The following is a 22,378-nucleotide window of genomic DNA, read 5'->3' as shown; positions in this document are numbered from 1 at the left end:
GGGAGAGCCCGCAACTACACCCGCTCAACGATCGTCGCCGTGCCCATGCCGGCGCCGATGCAGAGCGTGACGAGCGCGGTGCTCTTTCCCGTGCGCTCCAATTCGTCGATCGCGGTTCCCATCAGCATCGCGCCAGTCGCGCCGAGCGGATGGCCCATGGCGATGGCGCCGCCATTGACGTTGACCTTCGCCGGATCGAGTCCGAAAGCTTGCAGATAGCGCAGCACCACGGCGGCGAAGGCCTCGTTGACCTCGAAAAGATCGATGTCGTCGGCGGTCATGCCGGCGCGCGCGAGCACTTTTCTGGTCACGTCGACGGGCCCGGTCAGCATCAGCGCTGGTTCGGAGCCGATATTGGCGTAGGCGCGGATTTTCACGCGGGGCTTCAGCCCATGTTTCTCGCCGGCTTCCTTGGAGCCGACCAGCACCGCCGCGGCGCCGTCGACAATGCCCGAGGAATTGCCGGCGTGATGCACATAGTTCAATTTCTCAATTTCGGGATGCGCCTGTATCGCCACCGCGTCGAAACCGCCCTGTTCGGCATAGAACGCGAAGGACGGCTTCAAGGCGGCGAGCGCCTGCATGTCGGTTCCCGGCCGCATATGTTCGTCGCGATCGAGCAGCGTGATCCCATTCACGTCTTTGACCGGAACGATCGAATGTTTGAAGCGGCCTTCTTCCCAGGCTTTCGCCGCGCGCTGTTGCGACTGCACGGCATAAGCGTCGACATCGTCGCGCGAGAAGCCGTATTTCGTCGCGATGAGATCGGCCGAGACGCCTTGCGGCATGAAATAGGAGGGGATGGCGATGGTCGGATCGACCGGCCAGGCGCCGCCCGACGCGCCGATGCCGACCCGGCTCATGCTCTCGACGCCGCCGCCGATCGCAAGATCATGCTGGCCCGACATGATCTCGCCGGCGGCGAAATTCACCGAGTCCAGGCCGGAGGCGCAGAAGCGATTGATCTGCACGCCGGGGACTTTGTATGAGTAGCCCGATGAAATCGCCGCCGCGCGAGCAATGTCGCCGCCGGCTTCGCCAACCGGATCGACGCAGCCGAGAATCACGTCGTCGATCTCGGGCCCTTCGAGCTTGTTGCGCTCCTTAATCGCCTGCAGCGCCGTAACCGCGAGGCCGAGCGAGGAGACCTCATGCAGCGAACCATCCGGCTTGCCGCGGCCGCGCGGCGTGCGAACGGCGTCGTAGATGTAAGCGTCGGGCATCTCGTCTCCTGTGGCGGCAGTCGGCACTCGGGCTTCGGCAGTCGGAAAGAACGATTGCCGACCGCCGAAGCCCGACTGCCCTCAAAACATCTCCTCGGCGAGCGACATCATCGTGTCGGCGCCGGTTGATATGCGCGTCAGACGCAGGCGCGTCTCGGGCAGCATGCGCTCCATATAGAAGCGCGCCGTCAACAGCTTCGCCTCCATCAGCTCGGCGCGTTCAGGCTCTTGCGCTTTTATCGCCATCGCCGCCTGCGCGATTTTCACCCAGATCACGCCGAGCGCGACGCGGCCGAAGAGATGCATATAGTCATAAGAAGCCGCGCCGGCATTGTCGGGCTTTGTCATGGCGTTCTGCATCAGCCACATCGTCGCCTGTTGCAGATCGTCGAGCGCCGCCTTCACCGGCGCGGCATAGGGCTTCATCGTCTCGTCGGCGGCGAGCGGCGTCAGGAACTCCGTGGTATCCTTGAAATAGGTCATGATCGCCCGGCCGCCGTCGCGCCGCAGTTTGCGGCCGACGAGATCGAGCGCCTGAATGCCATTGGTGCCCTCATAGAGCATGGTGATGCGCGAATCGCGCACAAACTGCTCCATGCCCCATTCGTGGATATAGCCGTGTCCGCCGAACACCTGCTGCGCCTTCACGGTGTTCTCGAATCCCATGTCGGTAAGCACGCCCTTGAGCACGGGCGTCAGCAGGCCGAGCCGGTCTTCCGCCGCCTGGCGCGAGGCGGCGTCTTCAGAACGATGCGCGATGTCGCTGTCGAGCGCGGCGGAAAGCGCGAAGCCGCGCGCCGCCTCATTGAAGGCCTTGATCTCGAGCAGCATGCGCCGCACGTCGGGATGAACGATGATCGGGTCGGCGGACTTGCCGGGATTCTTCGGGCCCGAAAGCGCGCGGCCCTGCAAGCGTTCCTTGGCGTATTGCGCCGCGTTCTGATAGGCGACCTCCGAGAGCGCGAGGCCTTGCATGGCGACGCCGAGCCGCGCCTCATTCATCATCACGAACATCGCGTTCAGCCCGCGATTGGCTTCGCCGACGAGAAAACCCTGCGCGCCATCGTAATTCATCACGCAGGTGGAATTTCCGTGGATGCCCATCTTCTCTTCGATGGAGCCGCAGGAGACGCCATTGTGCGGCCCAAGCGCGCCGTCGCCATTGACGAGAAACTTCGGCACGATGAACAGCGAAATGCCCTTCACGCCGGCTGGCGCGCCCTCGATGCGCGCGAGCACCAGATGCACGATATTCTCGGTCAGATCATGCTCGCCGGCGGAAATGAAAATCTTTTGGCCGGTGATCGAATAGGAGCCGTCCTCGCGCGGCGTCGCCTTGGTGGTCAGCAGGCCAAGATCGGTGCCGCATTGCGGCTCGGTCAGATTCATCGTGCCGGACCAACGGCCTTCGGCCATCTTGGGCACATAGAGCTTCTTCTGCTCGTCATTGCCGTGGCGCAGGAGAGCGGCGAGCGCGCCTTGCGTTAGGCCTGGATACATGGCGAAGGCCATATTGGCCGAGGAGGCGAATTCATTCATCGCCATCGACAGGGTGTAAGGCAGGCCCTGGCCGCCATATTCCTCGGGCACGGCGAGGCTGATCCAGCCGCCTTGAGCGAAAGCCTCATGCGCGTCCTTAAAGCCCGGCGGGGTGGAGACGGAGGCGTCGTCGTGGCGCACGCAGCCCTTTTCGTCGCCAATCTGGTTCAGCGGCGCAAGCGCCTCTTCGCAAAGCTTTCCCGCCTCGATGAGGATTTGCGACATTACGTCCGGGGTCACGTCCGCGAAGCCGGGAAGATTGCCGAAACGCTGAAAATTCAAGACGTCGTTTAACAGGAAGAGGGTGTCGTCCACAGGCGCCTTGTAACTCGGCATCAACGCCTCCTTGCGGGCCGGCGCTTGAGGATGCGCCGTCGCGCCGCGATTCGCTCGGGCTGCGTCATAGGTAGAGAGGCGCCGCCCAGCGTGCAAGCGAACCGTTCTGTGACAATCGTGAACTCCGACGGCGCCGTTAGAGCCGCTTTTCTTAACGGCTTCTTTACTTCAATCGACAGAAAGTCACGGCCGGACGGCGCGGCGCGCCGAGAGTCTCGCGCGATTCGCGCGTCCGCGTCGGTTCCACCGCATTTGTTCCAATTTCCTCGAGTCGGTCCTGGCGGACAGCCACATGAGCAAGGCGCAAATCCCCGAGGAGGGTCGTTCGGACTCCGAGCCGCGCCAAGCTGCGCGCGAGAAGGCGCAGAAGCTCGCCGTCAATGAAGGCCCGAACGAAAACAAAGATGATGAAGATTCGATCTGGCGATCGATCGCCGCGCTTTCCAAGAGCCGTATTGAAGGCCAGCTCGGCGAACGACGGTCCTCGAACGCGAGGCCGATCCGCAGCGCGCTGGCGGAGCTGGAAAGCCGGCTTGCGCGGCTGTCGGGCGAAGATCGCGACGCAGGTTTTAAGAAGGCGCTGAGCGGCCTCGATCGGCATTTCGCCGACATTGCGCGATGCCTGAATGAAAATGTCGCAGGGCGGCGAGAAGCGGAGGCGGAGTCGTTGACGGACGATTTCACTCCGGCGGAGTTGGAGCCCGATTCCGGATCGCGCATCGAGGATCTGGAGCGCGCCATCGGCGCGGTCACGCGAAGCCTGGACAGTTTTCGCGAGGACGCCGCAGAGCGCGGCGACCAGCAGCTTGTGATGATGCGTCAGATCGAAAACATTCGCCGTGAAATCCGCGATATGACGCAAGCGCTCGGAGAACTCGCGCCACGCGCTTCGGTCGTCGCTATCGAGACGGCGATCGACGATCTCGGCCAGCGCATCGACTCGCAGCGCGAACGGGGCGCGCCCGACGAGCTACTCGCGCCTGCCGAAAGAATCATCTGCGAATTGCGTCCGGTGATCGAAGACCTCGATCCGACCCCGATCGTGCGCAATCTGCGCGCCGATGTCGAAACGATCGGCATGAGGCTTGAGAAACTGCAGACCGGGAACGCCGCGAACGCTTCAGCGGTGCGCGATCTCGCCCGTGACGCTCGCGACATCAAGGAACAGCTGACCGCACTGACGGCGCGGCCGCTGCCGCTCGAAAAGATCGAAACGCGCATCATCGACGTGGCGCAGCGAGTCGACGCCTTGACGCGGTCAAGCGACGCGTCCGGGGCCGATATCGGCGAAGTGGTCAAAGCGATCCGTTCCGTCGTCAGCGCGGAAACCGGGAAGGGGTTCGAGAGCTTCAACGGCCGGCTTGATCGCCTTGCGCAGAAGCTTGACGCCGTCGTCGAACAATCGGCTGCGGCGCGGTTCGATGAAATTGGCGGACGCATTGACGCGCTCGGCGAGACGCTGACGCGGCGCATCGATCGCGGCGCGGCGAATCTTGCGCCTCTCGAAGGGCTGATCGCATCGCTTGCGAAGAAGATCGATTCCGCCTTGGAGGGCGGCGGTCGCGCCTCGGCCTTCGAGGAGATCGGCCGCAGGTTCGATCTTCTTGACTCCCGCATTGCCGAAAACGCGCCGACGAACTCGCTTGCGCGCATCGAAGCGATGATCGCCGAATCAAACCGCGACGGGCGGTTCGCCGAACTCGCGCAGCGCGTCGATGAGCTTCGCCAGACGATCGCCGAGCGGATGGAAAGCGGCGCCGGCGCCGTCGCGCCTCTCGCCGCGATCGAGGATTTGCTGCGCGGCCTGGATAGGAAAATCGACTCAGCGCTTGCTTCCGATGCGCGCCATCTCGATCTGCAGGCGGTCGAACGAGAACTCGCGCAGCTCTCATTCAAGATTGATCGCTTCGACGATCCGTTCTTCGCGCCGAGGATGAGTGCGCAAGTTCCGGCGCTCGATGAGATCACCGAGCGGCTGGATCGAATGCAGGCCGCTTTCGCACAGCGCGTCGAAGACGGCGCGCGCGCCGAAAAACGGGAGAGCGAGCTGGCGGCCCTCATCGGTTCGCTCGCCGAGCGCATGAGTCAGCCGATGGGTTCGGCTGATGGCGCAGAAGCTCTCAAATCGCTTGAAACCCAGATTGGGGTCTTGTCGCAGCGGCTCGAATGGATCGATGCAGGCGGCGCGCGCGACGAGCGTATGAATGAAGCGCTGACCGCGGTCCACCAAACGCTCGAACGCATCGTCAATCGCCTCGATATGTCTGACGGTGGATCGGGCGAGGCGAGCCCCGTCGCCTCAAATGCCGCGCCGCGCCCCGCCGACAGGCCGAGCGGTGACATTATGGGCGAGCGTGACGGCTATGGCGCTGGAGGCGAGGAACTCGCGCCGATCGATCCGTTGGAGTTCCTGCTTCCGGCCGAGACGAGCGCTGGCGCCCGGCGCGAGCCTTTCTTTGCCCCACCGGGATCAGGGTCGGATCAGGCCGGACGTCGCGCCTCGGTTCAGTCCGAATTCATCGCCGCCGCGCGCCGCGCTGCGCAACACAACCCAACAGACGCCGAGCCGGCGCGCGACGCCGGCTCGGTTCAGGATCAAGAAAAGCCGTCAGGCGATCCGGTGGTCAGGCTCAGCTCAGCCCTTCAGGACCGCAAGCGGCCGCTACTCTTGGGCCTAGCCGCGGTGATGCTGGCGGTCGGCGCCTACCGAGTCGCGCGCATGGGGGGGCAGGACGGACTGACGTTGGGGCCGTCGCCGAGCCGGCAGGAGGCGAAGGCTCCCGCCAAGGCCGCTCGGCCCGCAGCGTCGCCAGAAAAGGCGGTCGTCCAGAACAGCGCTCGGCCGCCGTCGCTCGCCGCCCGCACGCCCGCGCCTGCGCCCGCTTTTGGTCCCGGGTCCGCTGTCGTCGCTACCCAGCCCAACATCGATCCGACGCCGACCGGAACGATCGAGAGCCCGTCGCCCTCGCCTGGCGACGCCTTCGCGGCGATCAAGCGCCTCGCCGAAGAGGGCCAGCCGGCCGCTCAATATGATCTCGCCGCGCGTCTCGCGGAAGGCCGCGGGGCTCCGCGCGACGCCGAGGCCGCCGCGCAATGGTTTGAGAAGGCCGCGGAGGCGGGGCTGGCGCCGGCGCAATATCGGCTTGGCTCCCTGTATGAAAAGGGAGTCGGCGTCGACCGCGATTATACGCGCGCTCGACGCTGGTACGAGCGCGCCGCTGAAGCCGGAAACGCGCGCGCCATGCATAATTACGCGGTGCTGCTCGCCGAGGGCGGCGACGGCAAGCCGGATTACGCCGCAGCGGCGGAGTGGTTCCGGCGGGCGGCCGACTATGGCGTCCGCGACAGCCAATTCAATCTCGCCATCCTCTATGCGCGCGGTCTCGGCGTCAGCCGCGATCTGCAGCAATCCTACGCCTGGTTCGCCGCCGCCGCAGAGCAGGGCGATGAGGATGCGGCCAGGAAGCGCGACGAAATCGGCGCCCGTCTCGATTCAAAAGAACTCGCCGCCGCCAAGGCGCTCGCCTCGGCGTTCCGCTCGAAACCGCCGGCGCCGGAGGCCAATGACGCGCCGGCGCTGAGGCCGGGCGGCGGGGAGGGCGCAAGAGAGCGGCCGCCTGAGCGGGCGCCCGTCAAGGCCACGCCCAAGTCGTCTTCCAGCAAGCCCCGGGTCTCGCAATCTGTAAGCTTGGCTTCGGGTCTTTAACGGTTCGTGTACGGGATCGCTCCTATTGTCCGATCGAGCGAGTTCGCTGGCGCCGACCGCGCGGATTGCGGCTCGTCCGTCATGGGAGATTATGATGCGCAGAACTATTGCGACGCTTGCAGCAGCCTTGGCTCTTGGCGCCGCAGCGTTGGCGCCGGTCGCGCCGGCGCACGCCGATTCCGCCGGCCCCGCCATCGCGGCGGGCATTGGCGGCTTCGCGCTTGGGGCGATCGCCGGCGGGGCGCTCGCCAATTCCGCGCCGCCTGTCGTCTATGCGCCGCCGCCCGTCTATGTCGCGCCGCCGCCCGCTTGCTGGGTCGAGCGCCGGCCGGTGTTCGATGAATTCGGCGTGGTGGTCGGCTCCCAGCCGCGCCGCATCTGCCAGTGACGTGGCGCCGCACGGTAGATGCGGCCCATGAAAAAGCCGCCTCTTTCGGCTAGATTTTGCGGCATGACGGCGAATCACGTTTTTGCGGCGTTGGCCGCCCTCCTGCTCACTGCAGCGCCGGCGCGGGCCGAATGGGCCGGCTGCCTCTCCAGCCTGCGCTCGGCGGCGGCCGGCGCCGGCGTCAGGCAACAGACCATCGCCTCCGCGACGGATGGGCTGACGCCCAATGACGCCGTCAGCTTCATGGGCAAGCAGCCAGAATTCACGACGCCGATCTGGGACTATATCGCCGGTCTGGTCGACGAAGACCGCGTCGACGAGGGGCGCGTGATGCTGCGCCAGCATGCGCGCGCGCTGCACGCCGCGGAAAGCCGCTATGGCGTCGATGCGGCGACGATCGTCGCCGTGTGGGGCGTCGAGTCCGACTTCGGCAGGAGCTTCGGCAAGCGCCCGGTGGTGCAGAGTCTCGCCACGCTCGCCTGTGAAGCGCCGCGCCGCAACGATTATTGGCGCAATGAATTCATCGCCGCGCTCAAAATTCTCGACCACGGCGACATCGCGCCGGAGGAATTCTACGGCTCCTGGGCCGGCGCCTTCGGCCATACGCAATTCATGCCGACGACCTTTCTTGCCAAGGCCGTCGATCTCGACGGCGACGGCAGGCGCAATATCGCCAGTTCGGCGGCCGACGCGCTTGGCTCGACGGCCAATTATCTGCGCAAGAGCGGCTGGCGTTCCGGCATGCCCTGGGGATTCGAGGTGCGGCTGCCGGAGGGCTATTCGGGACCTTCCGGACGCAGGGGCCGCCAATCGATGAGCTTCTGGCAGGCCCATGGCGTGCGGCGGCTCGACGGCTCGGGGTTGGGCGAAGGATCCGCGGCGCTGCTGCTGCCGGCCGGGCGCAACGGACCGGCCTTTCTCGTGACGAAGAATTTCGACGCGGTCTACGCCTATAACGCCGCCGAGTCTTACGCCCTGGCGATCTGTGTCCTGTCCGACATGCTGCGCGGCAGGCCGGGCATCCAGACGCCGTGGCCGACCGACGATCCCGGCCTGTCGCGCGCCGAGCGCCGGGAATTGCAGGCGCTCTTGACCCGCAGTGGCTATGACGTCGGCGATGCCGACGGGGTGATCGGTACGAAAACCAAAGAGGCGATCGCCGACTTTCAGTCGCGCGCCGGCCTCGAGCGCAACGGCCGCGCCAGCCTAAAGGTTCTTAAAGCCTTGCGTGGACGGTAGGCTGGAGCGCGCTGCGAAAAAGTGGATGCCGGTTTTTCGCGCAAAGCGCGCTCCAAGGTTTTGAAATCGATCACGTCATCTGCGTTGAGGCGATACCGCCTAAACGCAGCGTGATCTAGTCGGCGCCTCGACCACGAAGTCCGGCTCGCCGCCCTTTTCGTTGATCTCCTTGAGATCGTCGGCGATCCAGGCCTTGGTCAGCTCCCAAACGACGGCAAGCACGACTGGCCCCGCGAACAGGCCCGCGATTCCATGCGCGAGGACGCCGCCAATCACGCCGACGAAAATCACCGGAATCGGCGTTGACAGCCCATGCGCGAAGATGAAGGGCTTCAGCACATTGTCCATGTAATTGACGCTGAGCATGCAGACCGTCAGCGCCAGGGCGGGACCCGACGAAAGGGTCGTCCAGGCCCAGAAAATGACCGGCGCGACGACGAGCAGCGGTCCGATCTGGATGATGCCGAGCACCAGGATAGCGATCGTCAGCAGACTCGCGCCGGGAACGTTAGCGAGATACATGCCGGCGCCGCCGACCACCGCCTGCATCAGCGACAGGCCCATCACGCCGCGCGACACGGCGTTGATCGTGGCGCCGGCGAGATCGACGAATTTCTCGCCGCTCGATGGATCGATCCGCCGCGACAGCGCCCGCGCCCCTGCGAGCATTTGCGGCGCGGCGGCGAGAATGAAGCCCATCAGCAGAACGGAGACCAGGAATTTGAGCGTGCCCGCGCCAGCGCTCTTCGCCATGTCGAGAAGGAATTCCCCGGCCGGCTTCAACTGTGGAAGGATTTGCGTAAAGGCGCTGCGCAGATTGGTCGAAGCGAGCAGCCAGAAGGAATAGAGCTGCTCGCCGATGAACGGCCATTCCTTGATCGACGCCGGCGGCCGTGGAACGGCGATATTGCCGGTCTCAATCCCCGCCATCACCGTCTTGATGGGATCGATCGCGCCGACCGCCATCCAGGTGACTGGACCGATGATCAGCACCAGGCCGGCGATCGTCATCAACACGGCGGCGGCCGTCGGCCGGCCGCCCAATAGTTCGGCCAGCACCCGGAAGATCGGATAGAGCGCCACCGCGAGCACGACGCTCCAGAGGATGATCGCCGCGAAGGGCAGTACTATGATGAAGGTCCAGTAGATCAGGACGCCGATCGCCATCAGGCGGATCGCGAGCTCGATGACCAGCGCGTTGAATCGGCGGTCGGACCCGTTAGCGCCGTTAGGCAGATCGATCACCGGCGTTCTCTAGTCATTCAGCGGCATTGCGTTGCGATAGAGTGACGATTTGGCGGGCGTCTGACAAGAGCGCTTTGCGCCGTCGCCGGGCGAGCTAATAATCGCCGCTGCCGACTAAAGGATGGATGCCGCCAAGCCGCTTGGAATCGGAACTCTGCCGAGCGCGTTTGCTGGTTTTGGCTCCCCGTTCGGACTTTGAGGCGGAAACGGCTTTGGCGCTGCTCTTTGACGACGCAGCATATGCGGGGGGCGCAGCGATTGCGCAGGCAAGAATTACAGCCAGCAAGTAACGCATGTGATCACTCCCCGAGAGGCGCTTGCGCCAAGGCGGCGACCAACAGTTACATAATTCGGATCAGTAACGAAGCGAGACCGGCGCGGCGCGCTACATTCATGCGCCACAAGCGCGCGGCGAGCGCGAGACTTGGCGCCGCTTTTTGCTTGATGGCATGAACCATGGACGGTAGGTGGATGCGCCCGTCTAGCGCAGAAGGCGAATTGCTCCCGCAATTCGCTGCAGTTGGGCGCGCCCGCCGTTCGCGATGGCGGTCGTTATGTTAACCTGTCGCTGACGCCCGAGGGAAAGCAATGACGAATCTCGCCGCAACGCCGACGCCAACGCGCGTCGAGAGGGTCATCGACAAGACCGATCCGAGATGGGCGCGCCTGCACGAGATCATTGAATCTCAGTCGCTTAAGCGGGGCGACTTTATTCTGTCCTCCGGCCGAAGCAGCAAATATCTCTTCCAGCTCCGCCAAACCACCATGATGCCGGAGGGGGCGACGCTCATCGGCGACATCATCGTCGATTACATGAACCGGGTTGGTCTTGACTGCGTCGGCGGATTGGAGATGGGCGCCGTCCCCGTGGTGTGCGCGGCTTCCGTCATGAGCTTCGTGAAAGGCGCGCCAAAAAATGCGTTTTTCGTCCGCAAGGCGGCCAAGGAACATGGCGCGCGCGAGCGTATAGACGGGTATGTACCAGCCGGCGCGGAAGCTCTGATCGTCGATGACGTGGCGACGTCGGGCGGCTCGATCCTGAAAGCGATCGATGGTTTGAAAGAAGAAAACATACATTGCCCCATATCTAAGGCGCTTGTCATCGTGGATCGGCAAGAGGGCGCTTCTGAGAATCTTGCGAAAGCAGGCATTGAGCTGGTTTCAATTTTCAAGAAGGAAGACTTCGATATTTGATCGCTCTTCGGCCAAGCGGCTCGCGCCGACCAAACGTGCGAACGCGCGACTCGCTTCGACAAGCCCTGCACATTCTGCGATAGGCTTTTTTCGTCCACATCGAATGATTCGAGCCGCATGACCATCCGCCTGCACCAGGGCGATCTCCCGGAGGGGATCGGCGCTGGCCCCATCGTCGCAATCGACACCGAGACATTGGGCCTCAATCCGCACCGCGACCGGCTGTGCCTGGCGCAGCTCTCCTTTGGCGACGGCAACGCCGAGCTTGTCCAGTTCGCGAAAGGTCAGACGCGCGCGCCCAATCTGGAGCGCCTGCTCGCCGATCCGGCCGTTCTCAAGCTCTTCCACTTCGCGCGATTCGACATCGCCATCTTGGCCAAGACTTTCGGCTTCATCCCCGCGCCGGTCTACTGTACGAAAATCGCCTCAAAGCTCACCCGCACCTATACCGACCGGCACGGGCTCAAGGACCTCGTTCGCGAGCTTGTGGGCGTAGAGATTTCGAAGCAGCAGCAGTCGTCCGACTGGGGCGCGCCGATTCTTTCCGACGCGCAGCAGGCCTATGCGGCCTCCGACGTTCTCTATCTGCATCAGCTCAAGGACAGGCTCGACGCGATGCTCGCCCGTGAGGGCCGCGCCGAGCTGGCGCAGGCCTGTTTCGACTTTCTGCCGGCGCGGGCCCGGCTCGACCTCGCCGGCTGGCCCGACACTGATATTTTCTCTCACGAATAAGGCTTTGGCTTCGCCTCGAATTCGCCACCTGCGTGCCTCATCATTTCAGAATGACCGACGTTTTCCCGACGCCCAGCGCCCGCGATCGTCTTGGCGCGCTTGTCTTGCCGCGCCAGAGCGCCTTTCCGGAGGCGCTGCGCCATACCTCGCGGGTCACGCGCCTTCGGCGCTGGATCCTTTGGGGGGCCGGCGGCGTCGTCGGAATTGTCGGCCTCGGCCTGCTGATCAGCTCGCTGCGCTTCCTGCCGGCCGATCTGAGCCTGGCGCGCGTTGCGCTCAAGGGCTCCCGCATCGTCATCGAAAGCCCCAAACTCGTCGGCTATCGCAAGGATGGGCGCCCCTATGAGGTGCGCGCGGTCGTCGGCGTTCAGGATCTTGCGAAGCCGGACGTCTTTGAACTCGAACAGCTTAAGGTTCGGGTCGAAAACACCAAGGACAATTCGATCGTCATGTCCGCGGAGAAGGGGGTCTACAACAGGAAGGCCGATCGCGCCGACATGTCCGGCGGCGTCAATATCCGTGACAACAAGAATTTCGACATGCAGCTGGAATCGGCAGTGATGGATTTGAAAGCCAGCATGATGACTTCCGACAAGAAGGTGCTGTTGAAGATCGACGGCGGCGAGGTGACCGCGCATTCGGTCGAATTTTCGCAAAAAGAGCGGCGCGCCAGCTTCGCCGGCGGCGTCCATTCGGTGCTATACGGCGAGGGCGACGCGCCCGCGCAGTCTTCGGGCGGTGCGATCAAGGACTAAATGCGCCTCTGCTCCGTCGTTCTTCTCTTTGCAGCGCTCGCCGCCGCGGCGCCCGCCGTCGCGGCCGGCCGCTCAGGCGGCATCCTGCCAGGCGCCTCCGCCAAGGATCCGCTCAACATCGACGCCGGCAAGCTCGATTATTTCGAGAAGGAGCAGAAGCTCATCTATTCCGGCAGCGTGATCGTAACGCAGGGGCCTTCGACGCTCAAGGCCTCGCGCCTCATCATTTTTCTCGAAGGAAAGGGCGCCGGCCAACCCGCCGAGACGACCAATGATCGGGTCAAACATATCGACGTCGAAGGGCCGGTGACGCTCGTTTCGAAAGACCAGATCGGCACCGGCGATCGCGGCAGCTACGACAAGGCCGAAAACAAGGTCTATCTCAACGGCAATGTCACGCTCACCCAGGGCGAGAACATCGTGAAGGGCGACAAGCTCGTCTATGACGTCGCGACCAGCATGGCGACCGTTCAGGGCGGCGCGGCGCAGGGCGGCCGGGTGCGCAGCACCTTCATGCCCAAGAACCAGTAGTTTTGTGAAAGTTACTGGGAGACTGAGGTCACCAGCTGGTCGAGCAAGTGCTTGCGCTTGGCCTCATAGTAATAGCCGCCGGCGTAAAGCTTGATCGCCCGCGCTTCATTGCCGCCGCTGACCTTATAGGCGTTGGCGAGATAAGGCACCGCGAAAGCCAGATTGGTGTCGGCGTCGAGGAGACCGCTCGCCGGGCCATCGTAACCCATGTGCCGGGCCGTGTCGTGACGGATCTGCATCAGCCCCCAATAGGGTCCGTGCCGGGCTTTGGGATTGTAATTGCTCTCGCGACGGATCGAGCGGTGGATGAGCGATTCGGGAATTTCATAGATGCGGGCGTAATGGGCGATCCGGGCGTGGAGCGCATCCTGGCCGGTGAGCTCCTTGGCTTCCGCGTTCTCCTCATAGGCGGCGGGGGCCGAAGCGACGGGAGATTCCTGCGGCGCGCAGCCCGCGAGCGACAGCGCGCCTAAAGCGGCAAGGGCGGCGGCCTCGCGGAATAATCGCATCCCAAAATCCCCTCGTTGACCGCCCAGGCCCAGCCGAGAACTGCGCCATGCGCATGTGGCGAAATCGTGGCGGCCGAGCTTGGCGGCATTGATTTCTTGGGGGGATCTACTAGCTGCCCGCCTGTTCTCGGCGCGAGTCAGGCATGGCGCGAAGGCGATCCAAAGCCCGCGAAGCGGCAAACGGCTCGAAGGCCCCAACCGAATACTGGTCGGGTGACGTCACGCGCCACAGCAACGCGCTCGATCTCGAAGCCGGCGTCTTCACCTGGGATAACCCGGCCAAGATCGCTCGCTCGCTCAAGCGGTCGGCCGAGCAAAGCGAGCGGCGCAAATCGTCGCCGTTCCGCTCCGCAATGTCGATGCTGACCTTCTATATCAACAGGGCGGGCAAGGATTTGTCGAACGAGCGCCGGAAGGTTCTGGAGCAGGCGAAGGTCGAATTGCGAAAGGCGTTTGGACGGACGCCAGATTGACCGATGAGATTGACGCTTTCACGAGCAGGTATTACTTTTTGGCGTCGGGTATTACCAATGAAGAGCATGAGCACGAAAGTCACCGTTAAAGGCCAGGTCACCCTGCCAAAGGCCGTGCGTGAAGCGGCCGGCATTCGGCCGGGCGACAGGGTGAGCGTGCGCGCGCGCCCGGAAGGCGGGGTATTGGTGGAGCGCAGCGAGGCGCAGCAGCCGGACGCCGCTGCGGTGCGGGCGGCAAGAGACAAAATCGAACGGGCGCTAGCGACGCTGGATCGCAAAGGCGTGAAATTCGAGATGACGACGGACGAGTGGATGCGCCTCTTGAGAGGCGACGATTGACGCTTGTCGACACGAATATCTTCATCGACTTGCTGACCCGCAATCCCGAGTGGTTTGAAGCGTCGCGCCTCGCGTTCGAACGTAGAATGGCGCTCGGGGCGATTGTGATCGTCGATGCGGTGTTCGCCGAACTTGCCGCCGGTTTTGAGAGCGAGGCCGATTGCTCTGATTTTCTCGGCGCGCTCGAGGTTGAACATTCCGCGATGTCGCGGCAAGCGCTCTGGCGCGCTGGGCGCGCCTTTCGCGACTATCGGATGCGTGGCGGCGCCAAGACGAATGTGTTGGCCGATTTCTTCATTGGCGCGCATGCGAGCGTGCTCGGCGCGCCGATTTTGACGCGAGATTTGGGGCGGTATCAGACTTATTTTCCGGAGGTCGAATTGGTGGGGCCATAGCGTTTTGCGCCGCTGATAATAGTGTCCTATTTTTCGCAAAAGACCATTTTCGAGGCGGCCATGTCGTCCTACCCCATCGCCAAGGCGAAAGAACAATTGTCCCGGCTGATCGACGAGGCGTTGGCGGGCGAGACGGTGACCATCACCCGTCACGGCAAGCCCGTCGTCGAACTGCGCGCCTTCGAGGTCGCGCCGAAACAGCAGTCGTCGGCGCACCTGATCGACGAAATCGCGGCGCGGGCGAAGCTGCGGCCATGGCTTGGCAAGAGCGCCGTGGACCTCCTTCGTGAGATGCGCGACGAAGAGTTGTGAAGCTCTATCTCGACACGTCGTTCATCCTTGCCGTCGTTATCGATGACGCGCATTCGGAAAATGCGAGACGCCGCTGGGGCTCGATATCGACAGGCGCCGTCGTCAGCAATTTGGCGTCGATTGAATTCAGCGCCGTCGTCTCGCGCGGCGTTCGGACGAAGGCGCTGACGAATGATGGCGCACGAACGGCTCTAGATGATTTCGATCTGATTTGCGCGAGCTGCGGGTCGTATGCGCTGAGCGGGGCCGATTTCGAACTCGCTTTGCGGCTCGTGCGCGATTTTTCCACCAAATTGGCCACGCCGGACGCGCTACATCTCGCATCGGCGATCAATCTGGAGGCGAGCCTCCTGACATTCGATGCGCGGCTTAAGGAAGCGGCGGAGATGAGGGGCGTGAGGGTGGAGGGTTTGGGGTGAGTTGGTCGCCAGTGCGCCAACGCGACATTGCTGATTTTTTAATCTGGAGACGTGAGATGCAAGATGAAGATAGGCAAGTTCTAATAGCCAATGATTTCGGTGGAATTCTCCCCTATCATGAAGCGTTTTACATTTTGTCTATCATTTATGCTGCCGAACGTGCCGACGCAGCATTTCAGCGGTTCGGGCGGGCGTACCAAAACTGCGAAAATTCTTCACAAGCTATGGCAGCGTTACAAGAGGCGTTGACGCACGCAGCAGCGCTTGCGCGCTTTTTCTGGCCAATGAAATCGAAGAACAAAGTTACTGCTGCCCGTGGAAAGCGATTGCGTGAGGCGTTTGCGCTCGACGACAAATCCGCTCTTGCAGATCGCGAGTTGCGGAACGCTCTCGAACATTTTGATGAGAGGTTGGACGACTACCTTGTCCAGGATGAAGTAGGATATTTTTTGCCAATGCCTATAGTGGGCAAGCATGATTTAGCCGACGATTGCCAGGGACACATATTCAAATTGGTCGATCCCGAAAGTAGAATTTGTGCAATATTGGGGCGGAAATTCGAGTTTCGGTCCATTCAGATTGAGACGTGCAGCATTCTCGACCTCGCGCGCCAGATGGATGCGAATGGGTCACGGCTAGTCGCCGTGGCCCATTCGCGTCCTCTCACCTCGTAAACTTCTTATACTTCAGCCGATGCGGAATAATGGAATCGAGCCCCAGCCGCCGCTTCTTGTCCTCTTCGTAATCGGCGAAGTTTCCTTCAAACCATTCGACATGGCTGTCGCCTTCATAGGCGAGAATATGGGTGGCGATACGGTCGAGGAAGAAGCGGTCGTGCGAGATGATGACCGCGCAGCCGGCGAAATCGACGAGCGCCTCTTCGAGCGCGCGCAGCGTCTCGACATCGAGATCGTTGGTCGGTTCGTCGAGCAGCAGCACATTGGCGCCGCTCTTGAGCATTTTGGCGAGATGCACGCGATTGCGCTCGCCGCCTGAGAGCTGCCCCACCTTTTTTTGCTGATCGGCGCCCTTGAAGTTGAACGCCGAGCAATAGGCGCGCGAGTTGATTTCGCGCTTGCCGAGATAGATCACGTCATTGCCTTCCGAGATTTCCTCCCAGACGGTCTTGTTGGCGTGCAGCGCGTCGCGCGACTGGTCGACATAGCCGAGCTGCACGCTGTCGCCGATCTCGATCTTTCCATTGTCCGGCTTCTCCTGTCCGGTGATCATGCGAAACAACGTCGTCTTACCGGCGCCGTTCGGCCCGATCACGCCGACGATGCCGCCGGGCGGAAGCTTGAAGGAAAGATCGTCGATCAGCAGCGTGTCGCCGAAGCCTTTCGAAATATGGTCGAAGTCGATGACATTGGCGCCGAGGCGCTCGGCCACCGGAATGATGATCTGCGCGGTGGTCGGCGCCTTCTCGCCCTGCTTGGCGACAAGCTCCTCGTAACGCTGAATGCGCGCCTTGCTCTTCGCCTGCCGCGCCTTCGGCGAAGCGGCGATCCACTCGCTCTCCGCTTCGAGCGCGCGCTGGCGCGCCTTGTCTTCGGATGATTCCTGAGCGAGCCGCTTCTGCTTCTGCTTCAGCCAGCTCGTGTAATTGCCCTCATAGGGAATGCCGCGTCCGCGATCGAGTTCGAGAATCCAGCCCGTGACATTGTCAAGGAAGTAGCGGTCATGGGTGACGATCAGGATCGCGCCGGGATATTGGCGCAGATGTCCTTCGAGCCAGTTCACCGTCTCGGCGTCGAGATGGTTCGTCGGTTCGTCAAGGAGCAGTAGTTCGGGCTGTTCCAGCAGCAGTTTGCACAGCGCGATGCGGCGCCGCTCGCCGCCCGAAAGCTTGGTGACGTCGGCGTCATCGGGCGGACAACCGAGCGCGTCCATCGCCTGATCGACCTGGCTATCCAGATCCCAAAGACCCTTGGCTTCAATCTCGTCCTGCAGCCGGGTCATTTCGTCGGCGGTCTCGTCGGAATAATTCATCGCGAGATCATTGTAGCGGTCGAGGATCGCCTTTTTATCCTCGACGCCGAGCATGACATTGGCGCGCACGTCGAGCGCGGGGTCGAGATGCGGCTCCTGGGGGAGATAGCCGACCCGCGCGCCCTCGGCGACGAAGCCGTCGCCGGTGTATTCCTTGTCGATGCCGGCCATGATCCGCAGCAGCGTCGATTTGCCGGCGCCATTGACGCCGAGCACGCCGATTTTGGCGTCGGGATAAAAGGAAAGATTGATATTCTCCAGGACCTTCTTGCCGCCCGGGTAGGTCTTGGTCAGGCCCTGCATGTGATAGATGAACTGGCGCGCCATATCGCCTCGCAATGGGTAAGATTGGCGCTGTCTTTAGAGCATTTTTACTGCGCGAGGGAAGCCGTTTGCGCGATCGGCGACGCCAAAAAAATACCCCCGGCGGGAGCCGGGGGTATTTTTTGGCGCGTAGCGCTCTGAACTTTAAGTTCGCATAAAGCTCAGGACCGTGGCGCTAAGGGTGCTCCCGGTCAGCACAAGCGTTGCGCCGAGCGCGAGCAGCGCGACGAGATTCAGGGTCAGATCGGCGGAATGTCCGGCGAGCGCCAGAATGCCGAGCACGATCGCCGCCAGTCCGGCGAGCGCCTGAATGCCAGCTGAACCAGAAGCCATTTCGCTCGCGAGCATTTCAGCGCCGACGTGCTGCGATTGCGTGACGGTCGCCTCCATGGCGACTGAGGCGCGGCGGAGCACATAGAGACGCCATACCGCGTTGCTGCTCAGAAGCAAAGCAGTGCCAAAGCCGATCACCGCGATCGGCGACAGGATTGCGGCGCTGATTCCAAGAAGCGACAACACGCCAAGGACGATGCCGCCCGCGCCGACCAGAAAGACGAGCGCAAGACTATTGCCGCCCATCTGCTCTGCGGTCGCGCCTCGAGCGCCGCCGGGAAATACGACCTGCGCATAGTCCGACAGCATGGCTCCGCCCTGAATCAAGAGAGCGACGCCGAAGACGATTGTCGCAATCGCGACCATCATGGGCGGCAATATTCCAACTAGGCCGCAAATGACTAGGACGATGGTGGCGACGCCGCCAATGGCGTCGATGAGGCCGCCATAGGCGACCGCATTATCATGTGATGCGATGTCTCGGGTGATCGACATTTGGGACACTCCAGCCGCTCGCCCCCCGTGCGCTAGCTAGCGGCGTTTATGCTGTGGGCAAGCATAGCATTTTCGGGGCAAATTGCCTTTTGCCGCCGGCGCGCCCTACAAGCAGAAACGAGGCAATCGGACGAGCGTAGCGCTATGAATATTCTTTTGATCGGATCGGGCGGCCGGGAACATGCGATTGCTCTCGCGCTCAAGAGAAGCCCGATGCTTGAGCGGCTCTATATCGCGCCCGGCAATCCGGGAACGGCGCGCATCGGCGACAATGTCGATCTCAATGTCGCCGACAACGCCGCCGTGATCGACTTTTGTCGAGAGGCCGAAATCGCGCTTGTCGTCGTCGGCCCCGAACAGCCGCTGATCGGCGGTCTCGTCGACGCGTTGGAGACGCACGGCGTTCTTGCCTTCGGCCCGACGCGGGCGGCGGCTCAGTTGGAAGGCTCGAAGGGCTTCACCAAGGATTTGTGTCGCGACTATCATATTCCGACCGCGCGCTACGCCCGCTTCGCCGCGCCTGAACCGGCGCTACGCTATTTGCGCGAGAATGGCGCGCCGATCGTCGTCAAGGCGGATGGGCTCGCCGCCGGCAAGGGCGTCGTCGTCGCGCAGACGCTCGATGAAGCGGAGCGCGCCGTACAGGCGATGTTCGCCGGCGCCTTCGGCCGGTCGGGCGCGGAAGTGGTCATCGAGGAATTTCTCGAGGGCGAAGAGGCGTCATTCTTTGCCCTTTGCGACGGCGTGCGCGCGCTGCCCTTCGCGACGGCGCAGGATCATAAGCGGGTCGGCGACGGCGATACTGGGCCGAACACCGGCGGCATGGGCGCCTATTCGCCGGCGTCGGTCGTGACGGCGGAGATCGAGGCGCGCGTGATGAGCGACATCATCGAACCGACGATGCGCGCGATGCGCGAAAAAGGCGCGCCGTTCAAGGGCGTGCTCTATGCTGGACTGATGCTCACCAAGGATGGGCCGAAGCTCATCGAATATAACTGCCGCTTCGGCGATCCCGAGACTCAGGCCATTCTGCCCCGCCTCGAAGACGATCTCCTCGAACTGATGCTTGCCGCCGCGCGTGGGGCATTGCCGCAAGCGCGGCCGCGGTTCTCGCCGCTTGCGGCCTTGACGGTGGTTCTCGCGGCCAAAAACTATCCGGGAACGCCGATCGTCGGTTCCGAAATCCACAATGTGACAAGCGCGGAAGCCGTTGAAGGCGTCGCCATCACCCACGCCGGCACGCGCGAGGAAGGCGGGCGGCTCCTTGCCGCGGGCGGGCGCGCGCTCAATGTCACGGCGCTCGGCGAGAGCGTCGCTGAGGCAAAGGCGCGCGCCTATGCCGCCGTCGATCTGATTGATTGGCCCGGCGGCTTTTGCCGCCGCGACATCGGCTGGCGCGAGGTCGCGCGCGAACGCAGCTACATGAGATAAATCTTGTCGGGCAGTTCGTCGCCGCCCGCGCCGGGCGGCGCGTGTTTCGCGAGGAGCCGCGCACATTCCTCGATCGCCGCGACAAAGCCGTCAGCAATTCTTTCGTTTCGTATTTCTTCCAGCAGCATATCCAGCGCGGTCCGCCATTCGTCATTGGCGATTTTTGCGGCGATGGCGTCGTCGGCGACGATGCGCGCATAGCGTTCGGCGCAGGAGACGAAAATCAGCACGCCGGTGCGCGACTTGGTGGCGGCGACGCCGCGCGAGAAGAACTGTTCGATCGCCTCGCGCGCGGCGCGGGCGCGCTTGACCGCGCGCGGCGTCAGGAAAAACCGCACCGGTCCCCATGTGACGAAGAGCGTGGCGACGACGAAGATGATGATCTGCGCCGAAAATATTTCGCGAGTCGAGAGATCGGTGAACAACAGCATGGGCCAAGGCGACGCCAGCGCCGCGAAGGCGCCCCAGAGCGGCGGCACGTAAGCGTAATCGGACGAGCGGCGCGCCAGCACGCAGATGATCTCGCCGGACGTTGTCTCTTCGGCGCGGCGGATGGTTTGCGCGATCCGTTCGACGTCTTGCGCGGTGAGCTGCATCACCAATCCCCCGACGCGCCGCCGCCCCCGGACGAGCCGCCGCCGCCGGAAAATCCGCCGCCGTCGCTCCACCCGCCGCCGCCGCTCCAGCCCCCGCCGCCCCAGGAATCGTCGCTCCAATTGCCGCCGCTCGGGGGCAAAATGATCATCGGACCGCCGCGTCGGTAGCGCTGATATGCGCCCGGCCGACCGCGCGCGCTGCGCGCCATCCAGACGACGATGAACAGAAACAGAGCGAAAAAAATGAGCGGCGCAAGCTCATCGAAGGTCGTGGGTTGTGGGCCTCGCGCCCGTTTCGTCCATTCGGCGGAATCGCCGGAGAGCACCTCGATGATGCCCTCGACGCCGCGCTCGACCCCCACGCCATAGTCGCCCGCTTTGAATCTGGGCGCCACTGTGGTCGCCAGAATGATCTTCGACAGCGCGTCGGTGAGCGTCCCCTCCAGGCCGTAGCCGACTTCGATGCGCATCTTGCGCTGGTTCGGAGCAACGAGAAACAGAACGCCATTGTTCTTTTTTGCTTCTCCGAGCTTCCAGGCGCGAAACAGGCCGTTGGCGTAGCTTTCGATATCGAGGCCGTCAAGCGTATTGACCGAGGCGACGACGAGCTGAATGCCGGACTTATCCTCAAGATCCTTCAGATTCGTCTCGATCGCGCTTCTTGTCGACGGCGGAATGATATTGGCCTGGTCGACGATTCGACCGGTGAGCGGCGGATAGTTCACGGCCGCAAAAGCGAGCGAGGCGATGAGCGAGGCTATGAGAAAAAAGAAGAGCGGCGCGAACCAGCGCGCGGCGCCGCGCATCCTTATTTGCCTTCGCACCGGGCGCAGCGCCCGGCGATTTCGACGACGCGCGTCCGGGCGCTGAAATTCGCCGCGCCGACGAGCGCCGCGAGTTCGCGGGCAAATCCCGGAGACGTCGCCTCTTTCACCTCGCCGCATTGCTCGCAAATGATGAACACCACCGGCTCCTCGGCCTCATGCGCATGACCGCAGACGATATAGGCGTTTTTCGATGCCAGCCGGTGCGCGAGACCATTGTCCATGAGATAGCCGAGCGCGCGATAGACCGACACCGGCGCGGGGCGCTTGCCGTCTTCGTCCGCCATCAAATCAATCATTTCATAAGCGCCGACGGGGCGGTTCGCTTCGGTGAGAATGTCGAGCGCCCGGCGGCGCGCCGGCGTCAGGCCGGCGACCTTGGGCCGTGCGGGATTTTTCGTCGTGCGGCTGATCATTGCGTCAATTTAGGCGGCGCGGGCGCAAAAGACGAGCTTTAGCGTTTGGCGCAGGCTGCTGCGAATTTCTTGAATTTCTCTGTCGCATCGGCGAGGGGCGCCGTTCTTTGCGCCCCGCCGATGGCGATGTTGAGCGTTTCTCCGTTGCTCATCGCCGCGAAGATCGGGTCTTTGGCCGGAAGGGAGCCCTCGAAGCTCGGCACGCCCGCCTCCTCATTGGGGATGAGCTTGCCGGCGACCTTCGACTTCTTGTCCCCGACCGAAATTATCGCCGTCGCCTTGTCGCCGGCCTTTAGCTTGTCGCTCGTTTCGGCGATCCAGATTTTGACGACGCCGCTCCCCGGCGCGCAGGTGAAGCTTCCCAGGCTGTCGTCGCTCTCCGGGACGCCATAGCCAAGATAGATGCTGTCGGAGTCCTTTTCCTCCAGACCGCCGAGCGTCCAGACGCGCTGACTGGTTTGCGCGCCGAGACCTGACAGGGCGAGGATAGAAAGGACGCCCGCCAGGGCGAATGTTCGATGCACGAGTCCCTCCCTGCGCCAACGCGCGGACCGTCGCGCCGTCTTCACGCCGCCTTGCGCTCGCGCGCCTGGCGCCTATAGTCCCGCGCGCAGTCGCTACCCCCGAGCCCCAAA

At 63.2% G+C, this 22,378-nt stretch carries 24 protein-coding genes; 14 read left to right on the top strand and 10 right to left on the bottom strand.

Annotated features, from left to right (window positions below; translation table 11 throughout):
* Window positions 1-14: 14 nt before the first annotated feature.
* On the bottom strand, window positions 15-1,223 hold the full coding sequence (locus AB7I51_RS05945) for an acetyl-CoA C-acetyltransferase (protein WP_428403306.1): 1,209 nt from the start codon (window positions 1,221-1,223) through the stop codon (window positions 15-17).
* Between the two features lie 81 nt (window positions 1,224-1,304).
* Entirely contained in the window at window positions 1,305-3,098 is a 1,794-nt protein-coding gene (locus AB7I51_RS05940) for an acyl-CoA dehydrogenase C-terminal domain-containing protein (protein ID WP_428403307.1), read from the bottom strand.
* Between the two features lie 292 nt (window positions 3,099-3,390).
* Here AB7I51_RS05940 and AB7I51_RS05935 point away from each other — a divergent pair, with 292 nt between their 5' ends.
* The 3 genes from AB7I51_RS05935 to AB7I51_RS05925 all read left to right on the top strand — a co-directional run bounded on the left by AB7I51_RS05935 (window position 3,391) and on the right by AB7I51_RS05925 (window position 8,431).
* On the top strand, window positions 3,391-6,804 hold the full coding sequence (locus AB7I51_RS05935) for a peptidoglycan-binding protein (RefSeq protein WP_428403308.1): 3,414 nt from the start codon (window positions 3,391-3,393) through the stop codon (window positions 6,802-6,804).
* A gap of 91 nt (window positions 6,805-6,895) precedes the next feature.
* Entirely contained in the window at window positions 6,896-7,192 is a 297-nt protein-coding gene (locus tag AB7I51_RS05930) for a hypothetical protein (RefSeq protein WP_428403309.1), read from the top strand.
* Window positions 7,193-7,255: 63 nt separating this feature from the next.
* On the top strand, window positions 7,256-8,431 hold the full coding sequence (locus AB7I51_RS05925) for a lytic murein transglycosylase (RefSeq protein WP_428403310.1): 1,176 nt from the start codon (window positions 7,256-7,258) through the stop codon (window positions 8,429-8,431).
* 99 nt (window positions 8,432-8,530) lie between these two features.
* Here AB7I51_RS05925 and AB7I51_RS05920 read toward each other — a convergent pair whose 3' ends face one another.
* Window positions 8,531-9,676, bottom strand: a complete 1,146-nt coding sequence (locus tag AB7I51_RS05920; protein WP_428403311.1) for an AI-2E family transporter — start codon at window positions 9,674-9,676, stop codon at window positions 8,531-8,533.
* Between the two features lie 588 nt (window positions 9,677-10,264).
* Between AB7I51_RS05920 and pyrE the strand changes: the two genes are divergently transcribed.
* The 4 genes from pyrE (at window position 10,265) to lptA (ending at window position 12,888) form a co-directional block, all read left to right on the top strand.
* Window positions 10,265-10,870 carry an orotate phosphoribosyltransferase gene (gene pyrE, locus AB7I51_RS05915; protein ID WP_428403312.1) on the top strand — a complete coding sequence of 202 codons (606 nt, stop codon included), beginning with the start codon at window positions 10,265-10,267 and terminating at the stop codon, window positions 10,868-10,870.
* Between the two features lie 117 nt (window positions 10,871-10,987).
* Window positions 10,988-11,602, top strand: a complete 615-nt coding sequence (locus AB7I51_RS05910; RefSeq protein ID WP_428403313.1) for a ribonuclease D — start codon at window positions 10,988-10,990, stop codon at window positions 11,600-11,602.
* Between the two features lie 50 nt (window positions 11,603-11,652).
* Entirely contained in the window at window positions 11,653-12,357 is a 705-nt protein-coding gene (gene lptC / locus AB7I51_RS05905) for an LPS export ABC transporter periplasmic protein LptC (protein WP_428403314.1), read from the top strand.
* Window positions 12,358-12,888, top strand: a complete 531-nt coding sequence (gene lptA / locus AB7I51_RS05900) for a lipopolysaccharide transport periplasmic protein LptA (protein WP_428403315.1) — start codon at window positions 12,358-12,360, stop codon at window positions 12,886-12,888.
* Window positions 12,889-12,899: 11 nt separating this feature from the next.
* Here the strand turns inward: lptA and AB7I51_RS05895 are convergent, their stop codons facing one another.
* Entirely contained in the window at window positions 12,900-13,397 is a 498-nt protein-coding gene (locus AB7I51_RS05895) for a transglycosylase SLT domain-containing protein (RefSeq protein ID WP_428403316.1), read from the bottom strand.
* Window positions 13,398-13,540: 143 nt separating this feature from the next.
* Here AB7I51_RS05895 and AB7I51_RS05890 point away from each other — a divergent pair, with 143 nt between their 5' ends.
* From AB7I51_RS05890 to AB7I51_RS05865, 6 genes are all read left to right on the top strand, one after another.
* Complete coding sequence (locus AB7I51_RS05890; RefSeq protein ID WP_428403317.1) at window positions 13,541-13,870, top strand: DUF3175 domain-containing protein; 330 nt, start codon at window positions 13,541-13,543, stop codon at window positions 13,868-13,870.
* A 66-nt stretch (window positions 13,871-13,936) separates the two neighbouring features.
* Entirely contained in the window at window positions 13,937-14,209 is a 273-nt protein-coding gene (locus tag AB7I51_RS05885) for an AbrB/MazE/SpoVT family DNA-binding domain-containing protein (RefSeq protein ID WP_428403318.1), read from the top strand.
* Complete coding sequence (locus tag AB7I51_RS05880) at window positions 14,206-14,604, top strand: type II toxin-antitoxin system VapC family toxin (protein ID WP_428403319.1); 399 nt, start codon at window positions 14,206-14,208, stop codon at window positions 14,602-14,604. Before AB7I51_RS05885 ends, AB7I51_RS05880 begins: the two co-directional genes overlap by 4 nt.
* Window positions 14,605-14,664: 60 nt before the next feature.
* On the top strand, window positions 14,665-14,916 hold the full coding sequence (locus tag AB7I51_RS05875; protein WP_428403320.1) for a type II toxin-antitoxin system Phd/YefM family antitoxin: 252 nt from the start codon (window positions 14,665-14,667) through the stop codon (window positions 14,914-14,916).
* Window positions 14,913-15,335 (top strand): type II toxin-antitoxin system VapC family toxin, encoded by a 423-nt coding sequence (locus AB7I51_RS05870; protein WP_428403321.1) that lies wholly within the window; start codon window positions 14,913-14,915, stop codon window positions 15,333-15,335. Before AB7I51_RS05875 ends, AB7I51_RS05870 begins: the two co-directional genes overlap by 4 nt.
* Window positions 15,336-15,391: 56 nt before the next feature.
* The gene (locus tag AB7I51_RS05865; RefSeq protein WP_428403322.1) at window positions 15,392-16,009 is read left to right on the top strand and encodes a hypothetical protein; all 618 of its coding nucleotides are present in this window, start codon (window positions 15,392-15,394) and stop codon (window positions 16,007-16,009) included.
* Here the strand turns inward: AB7I51_RS05865 and ettA are convergent.
* Window positions 15,999-17,651 carry an energy-dependent translational throttle protein EttA gene (gene ettA / locus AB7I51_RS05860; RefSeq protein WP_428403323.1) on the bottom strand — a complete coding sequence of 551 codons (1,653 nt, stop codon included), beginning with the start codon at window positions 17,649-17,651 and terminating at the stop codon, window positions 15,999-16,001. The genes AB7I51_RS05865 and ettA overlap by 11 nt on opposite strands.
* 141 nt (window positions 17,652-17,792) lie before the next feature.
* The gene (locus AB7I51_RS05855; RefSeq protein WP_428403324.1) at window positions 17,793-18,476 is read right to left on the bottom strand and encodes a hypothetical protein; all 684 of its coding nucleotides are present in this window, start codon (window positions 18,474-18,476) and stop codon (window positions 17,793-17,795) included.
* Window positions 18,477-18,620: 144 nt separating this feature from the next.
* Here AB7I51_RS05855 and purD point away from each other — a divergent pair, with 144 nt between their 5' ends.
* Window positions 18,621-19,907, top strand: coding sequence for a phosphoribosylamine--glycine ligase (purD, locus tag AB7I51_RS05850; protein WP_428403325.1), 1,287 nt, complete (start codon window positions 18,621-18,623; stop codon window positions 19,905-19,907).
* Here purD and AB7I51_RS05845 read toward each other — a convergent pair.
* The 4 genes from AB7I51_RS05845 to AB7I51_RS05830 are packed head-to-tail and all read right to left on the bottom strand — an operon-like array spanning window position 19,895 to window position 22,267.
* The gene (locus AB7I51_RS05845) at window positions 19,895-20,503 is read right to left on the bottom strand and encodes a TPM domain-containing protein (protein WP_428403326.1); all 609 of its coding nucleotides are present in this window, start codon (window positions 20,501-20,503) and stop codon (window positions 19,895-19,897) included. The genes purD and AB7I51_RS05845 overlap by 13 nt on opposite strands.
* Window positions 20,503-21,309, bottom strand: a complete 807-nt coding sequence (locus tag AB7I51_RS05840; protein WP_428403327.1) for a TPM domain-containing protein — start codon at window positions 21,307-21,309, stop codon at window positions 20,503-20,505. Before AB7I51_RS05840 ends, AB7I51_RS05845 begins: the two co-directional genes overlap by 1 nt.
* Window positions 21,310-21,311: 2 nt before the next feature.
* Window positions 21,312-21,743 carry a transcriptional repressor gene (locus AB7I51_RS05835; protein ID WP_428403328.1) on the bottom strand — a complete coding sequence of 144 codons (432 nt, stop codon included), beginning with the start codon at window positions 21,741-21,743 and terminating at the stop codon, window positions 21,312-21,314.
* 38 nt (window positions 21,744-21,781) lie between these two features.
* A complete protein-coding gene (locus AB7I51_RS05830) occupies window positions 21,782-22,267 on the bottom strand; it encodes a hypothetical protein (protein WP_428403329.1) in 486 nt (161 codons plus the stop codon).
* Window positions 22,268-22,378: the final 111 nt, after the last annotated feature.

It is taken from the genome of Methylocystis sp. (assembly GCF_050246715.1).
Taxonomy (GTDB): domain Bacteria; phylum Pseudomonadota; class Alphaproteobacteria; order Rhizobiales; family Beijerinckiaceae; genus Methylocystis.
This window is presented reverse-complemented; position numbering and strand designations above follow the sequence as displayed.

Excerpts from the sequence above, each read along its gene's own strand:
- ettA (WP_428403323.1), bottom strand. The coding sequence starts at position 17,651 with ATGGCGCGCCAGTTCATCTATCACATGCAGGGCCTGACCAAGACCTAC.
- purD (WP_428403325.1), top strand. The coding sequence starts at position 18,621 with ATGAATATTCTTTTGATCGGATCGGGCGGCCGGGAACATGCGATTGCT.
- AB7I51_RS05925 (WP_428403310.1), top strand. The coding sequence starts at position 7,256 with ATGACGGCGAATCACGTTTTTGCGGCGTTGGCCGCCCTCCTGCTCACT.
- pyrE (WP_428403312.1), top strand. The coding sequence starts at position 10,265 with ATGACGAATCTCGCCGCAACGCCGACGCCAACGCGCGTCGAGAGGGTC.
- AB7I51_RS05910 (WP_428403313.1), top strand. The coding sequence starts at position 10,988 with ATGACCATCCGCCTGCACCAGGGCGATCTCCCGGAGGGGATCGGCGCT.
- AB7I51_RS05865 (WP_428403322.1), top strand. The coding sequence starts at position 15,392 with ATGCAAGATGAAGATAGGCAAGTTCTAATAGCCAATGATTTCGGTGGA.
- AB7I51_RS05845 (WP_428403326.1), bottom strand. The coding sequence starts at position 20,503 with ATGCAGCTCACCGCGCAAGACGTCGAACGGATCGCGCAAACCATCCGC.
- lptA (WP_428403315.1), top strand. The coding sequence starts at position 12,358 with ATGCGCCTCTGCTCCGTCGTTCTTCTCTTTGCAGCGCTCGCCGCCGCG.
- AB7I51_RS05855 (WP_428403324.1), bottom strand. The coding sequence starts at position 18,476 with ATGTCGATCACCCGAGACATCGCATCACATGATAATGCGGTCGCCTAT.
- AB7I51_RS05885 (WP_428403318.1), top strand. The coding sequence starts at position 13,937 with ATGAGCACGAAAGTCACCGTTAAAGGCCAGGTCACCCTGCCAAAGGCC.
- AB7I51_RS05940 (WP_428403307.1), bottom strand. The coding sequence starts at position 3,098 with ATGCCGAGTTACAAGGCGCCTGTGGACGACACCCTCTTCCTGTTAAAC.
- AB7I51_RS05875 (WP_428403320.1), top strand. The coding sequence starts at position 14,665 with ATGTCGTCCTACCCCATCGCCAAGGCGAAAGAACAATTGTCCCGGCTG.
- AB7I51_RS05835 (WP_428403328.1), bottom strand. The coding sequence starts at position 21,743 with ATGATCAGCCGCACGACGAAAAATCCCGCACGGCCCAAGGTCGCCGGC.
- AB7I51_RS05930 (WP_428403309.1), top strand. The coding sequence starts at position 6,896 with ATGATGCGCAGAACTATTGCGACGCTTGCAGCAGCCTTGGCTCTTGGC.
- AB7I51_RS05840 (WP_428403327.1), bottom strand. The coding sequence starts at position 21,309 with ATGCGCGGCGCCGCGCGCTGGTTCGCGCCGCTCTTCTTTTTTCTCATA.
- AB7I51_RS05890 (WP_428403317.1), top strand. The coding sequence starts at position 13,541 with ATGGCGCGAAGGCGATCCAAAGCCCGCGAAGCGGCAAACGGCTCGAAG.
- AB7I51_RS05945 (WP_428403306.1), bottom strand. The coding sequence starts at position 1,223 with ATGCCCGACGCTTACATCTACGACGCCGTTCGCACGCCGCGCGGCCGC.
- AB7I51_RS05935 (WP_428403308.1), top strand. The coding sequence starts at position 3,391 with ATGAGCAAGGCGCAAATCCCCGAGGAGGGTCGTTCGGACTCCGAGCCG.
- AB7I51_RS05895 (WP_428403316.1), bottom strand. The coding sequence starts at position 13,397 with ATGCGATTATTCCGCGAGGCCGCCGCCCTTGCCGCTTTAGGCGCGCTG.
- lptC (WP_428403314.1), top strand. The coding sequence starts at position 11,653 with ATGACCGACGTTTTCCCGACGCCCAGCGCCCGCGATCGTCTTGGCGCG.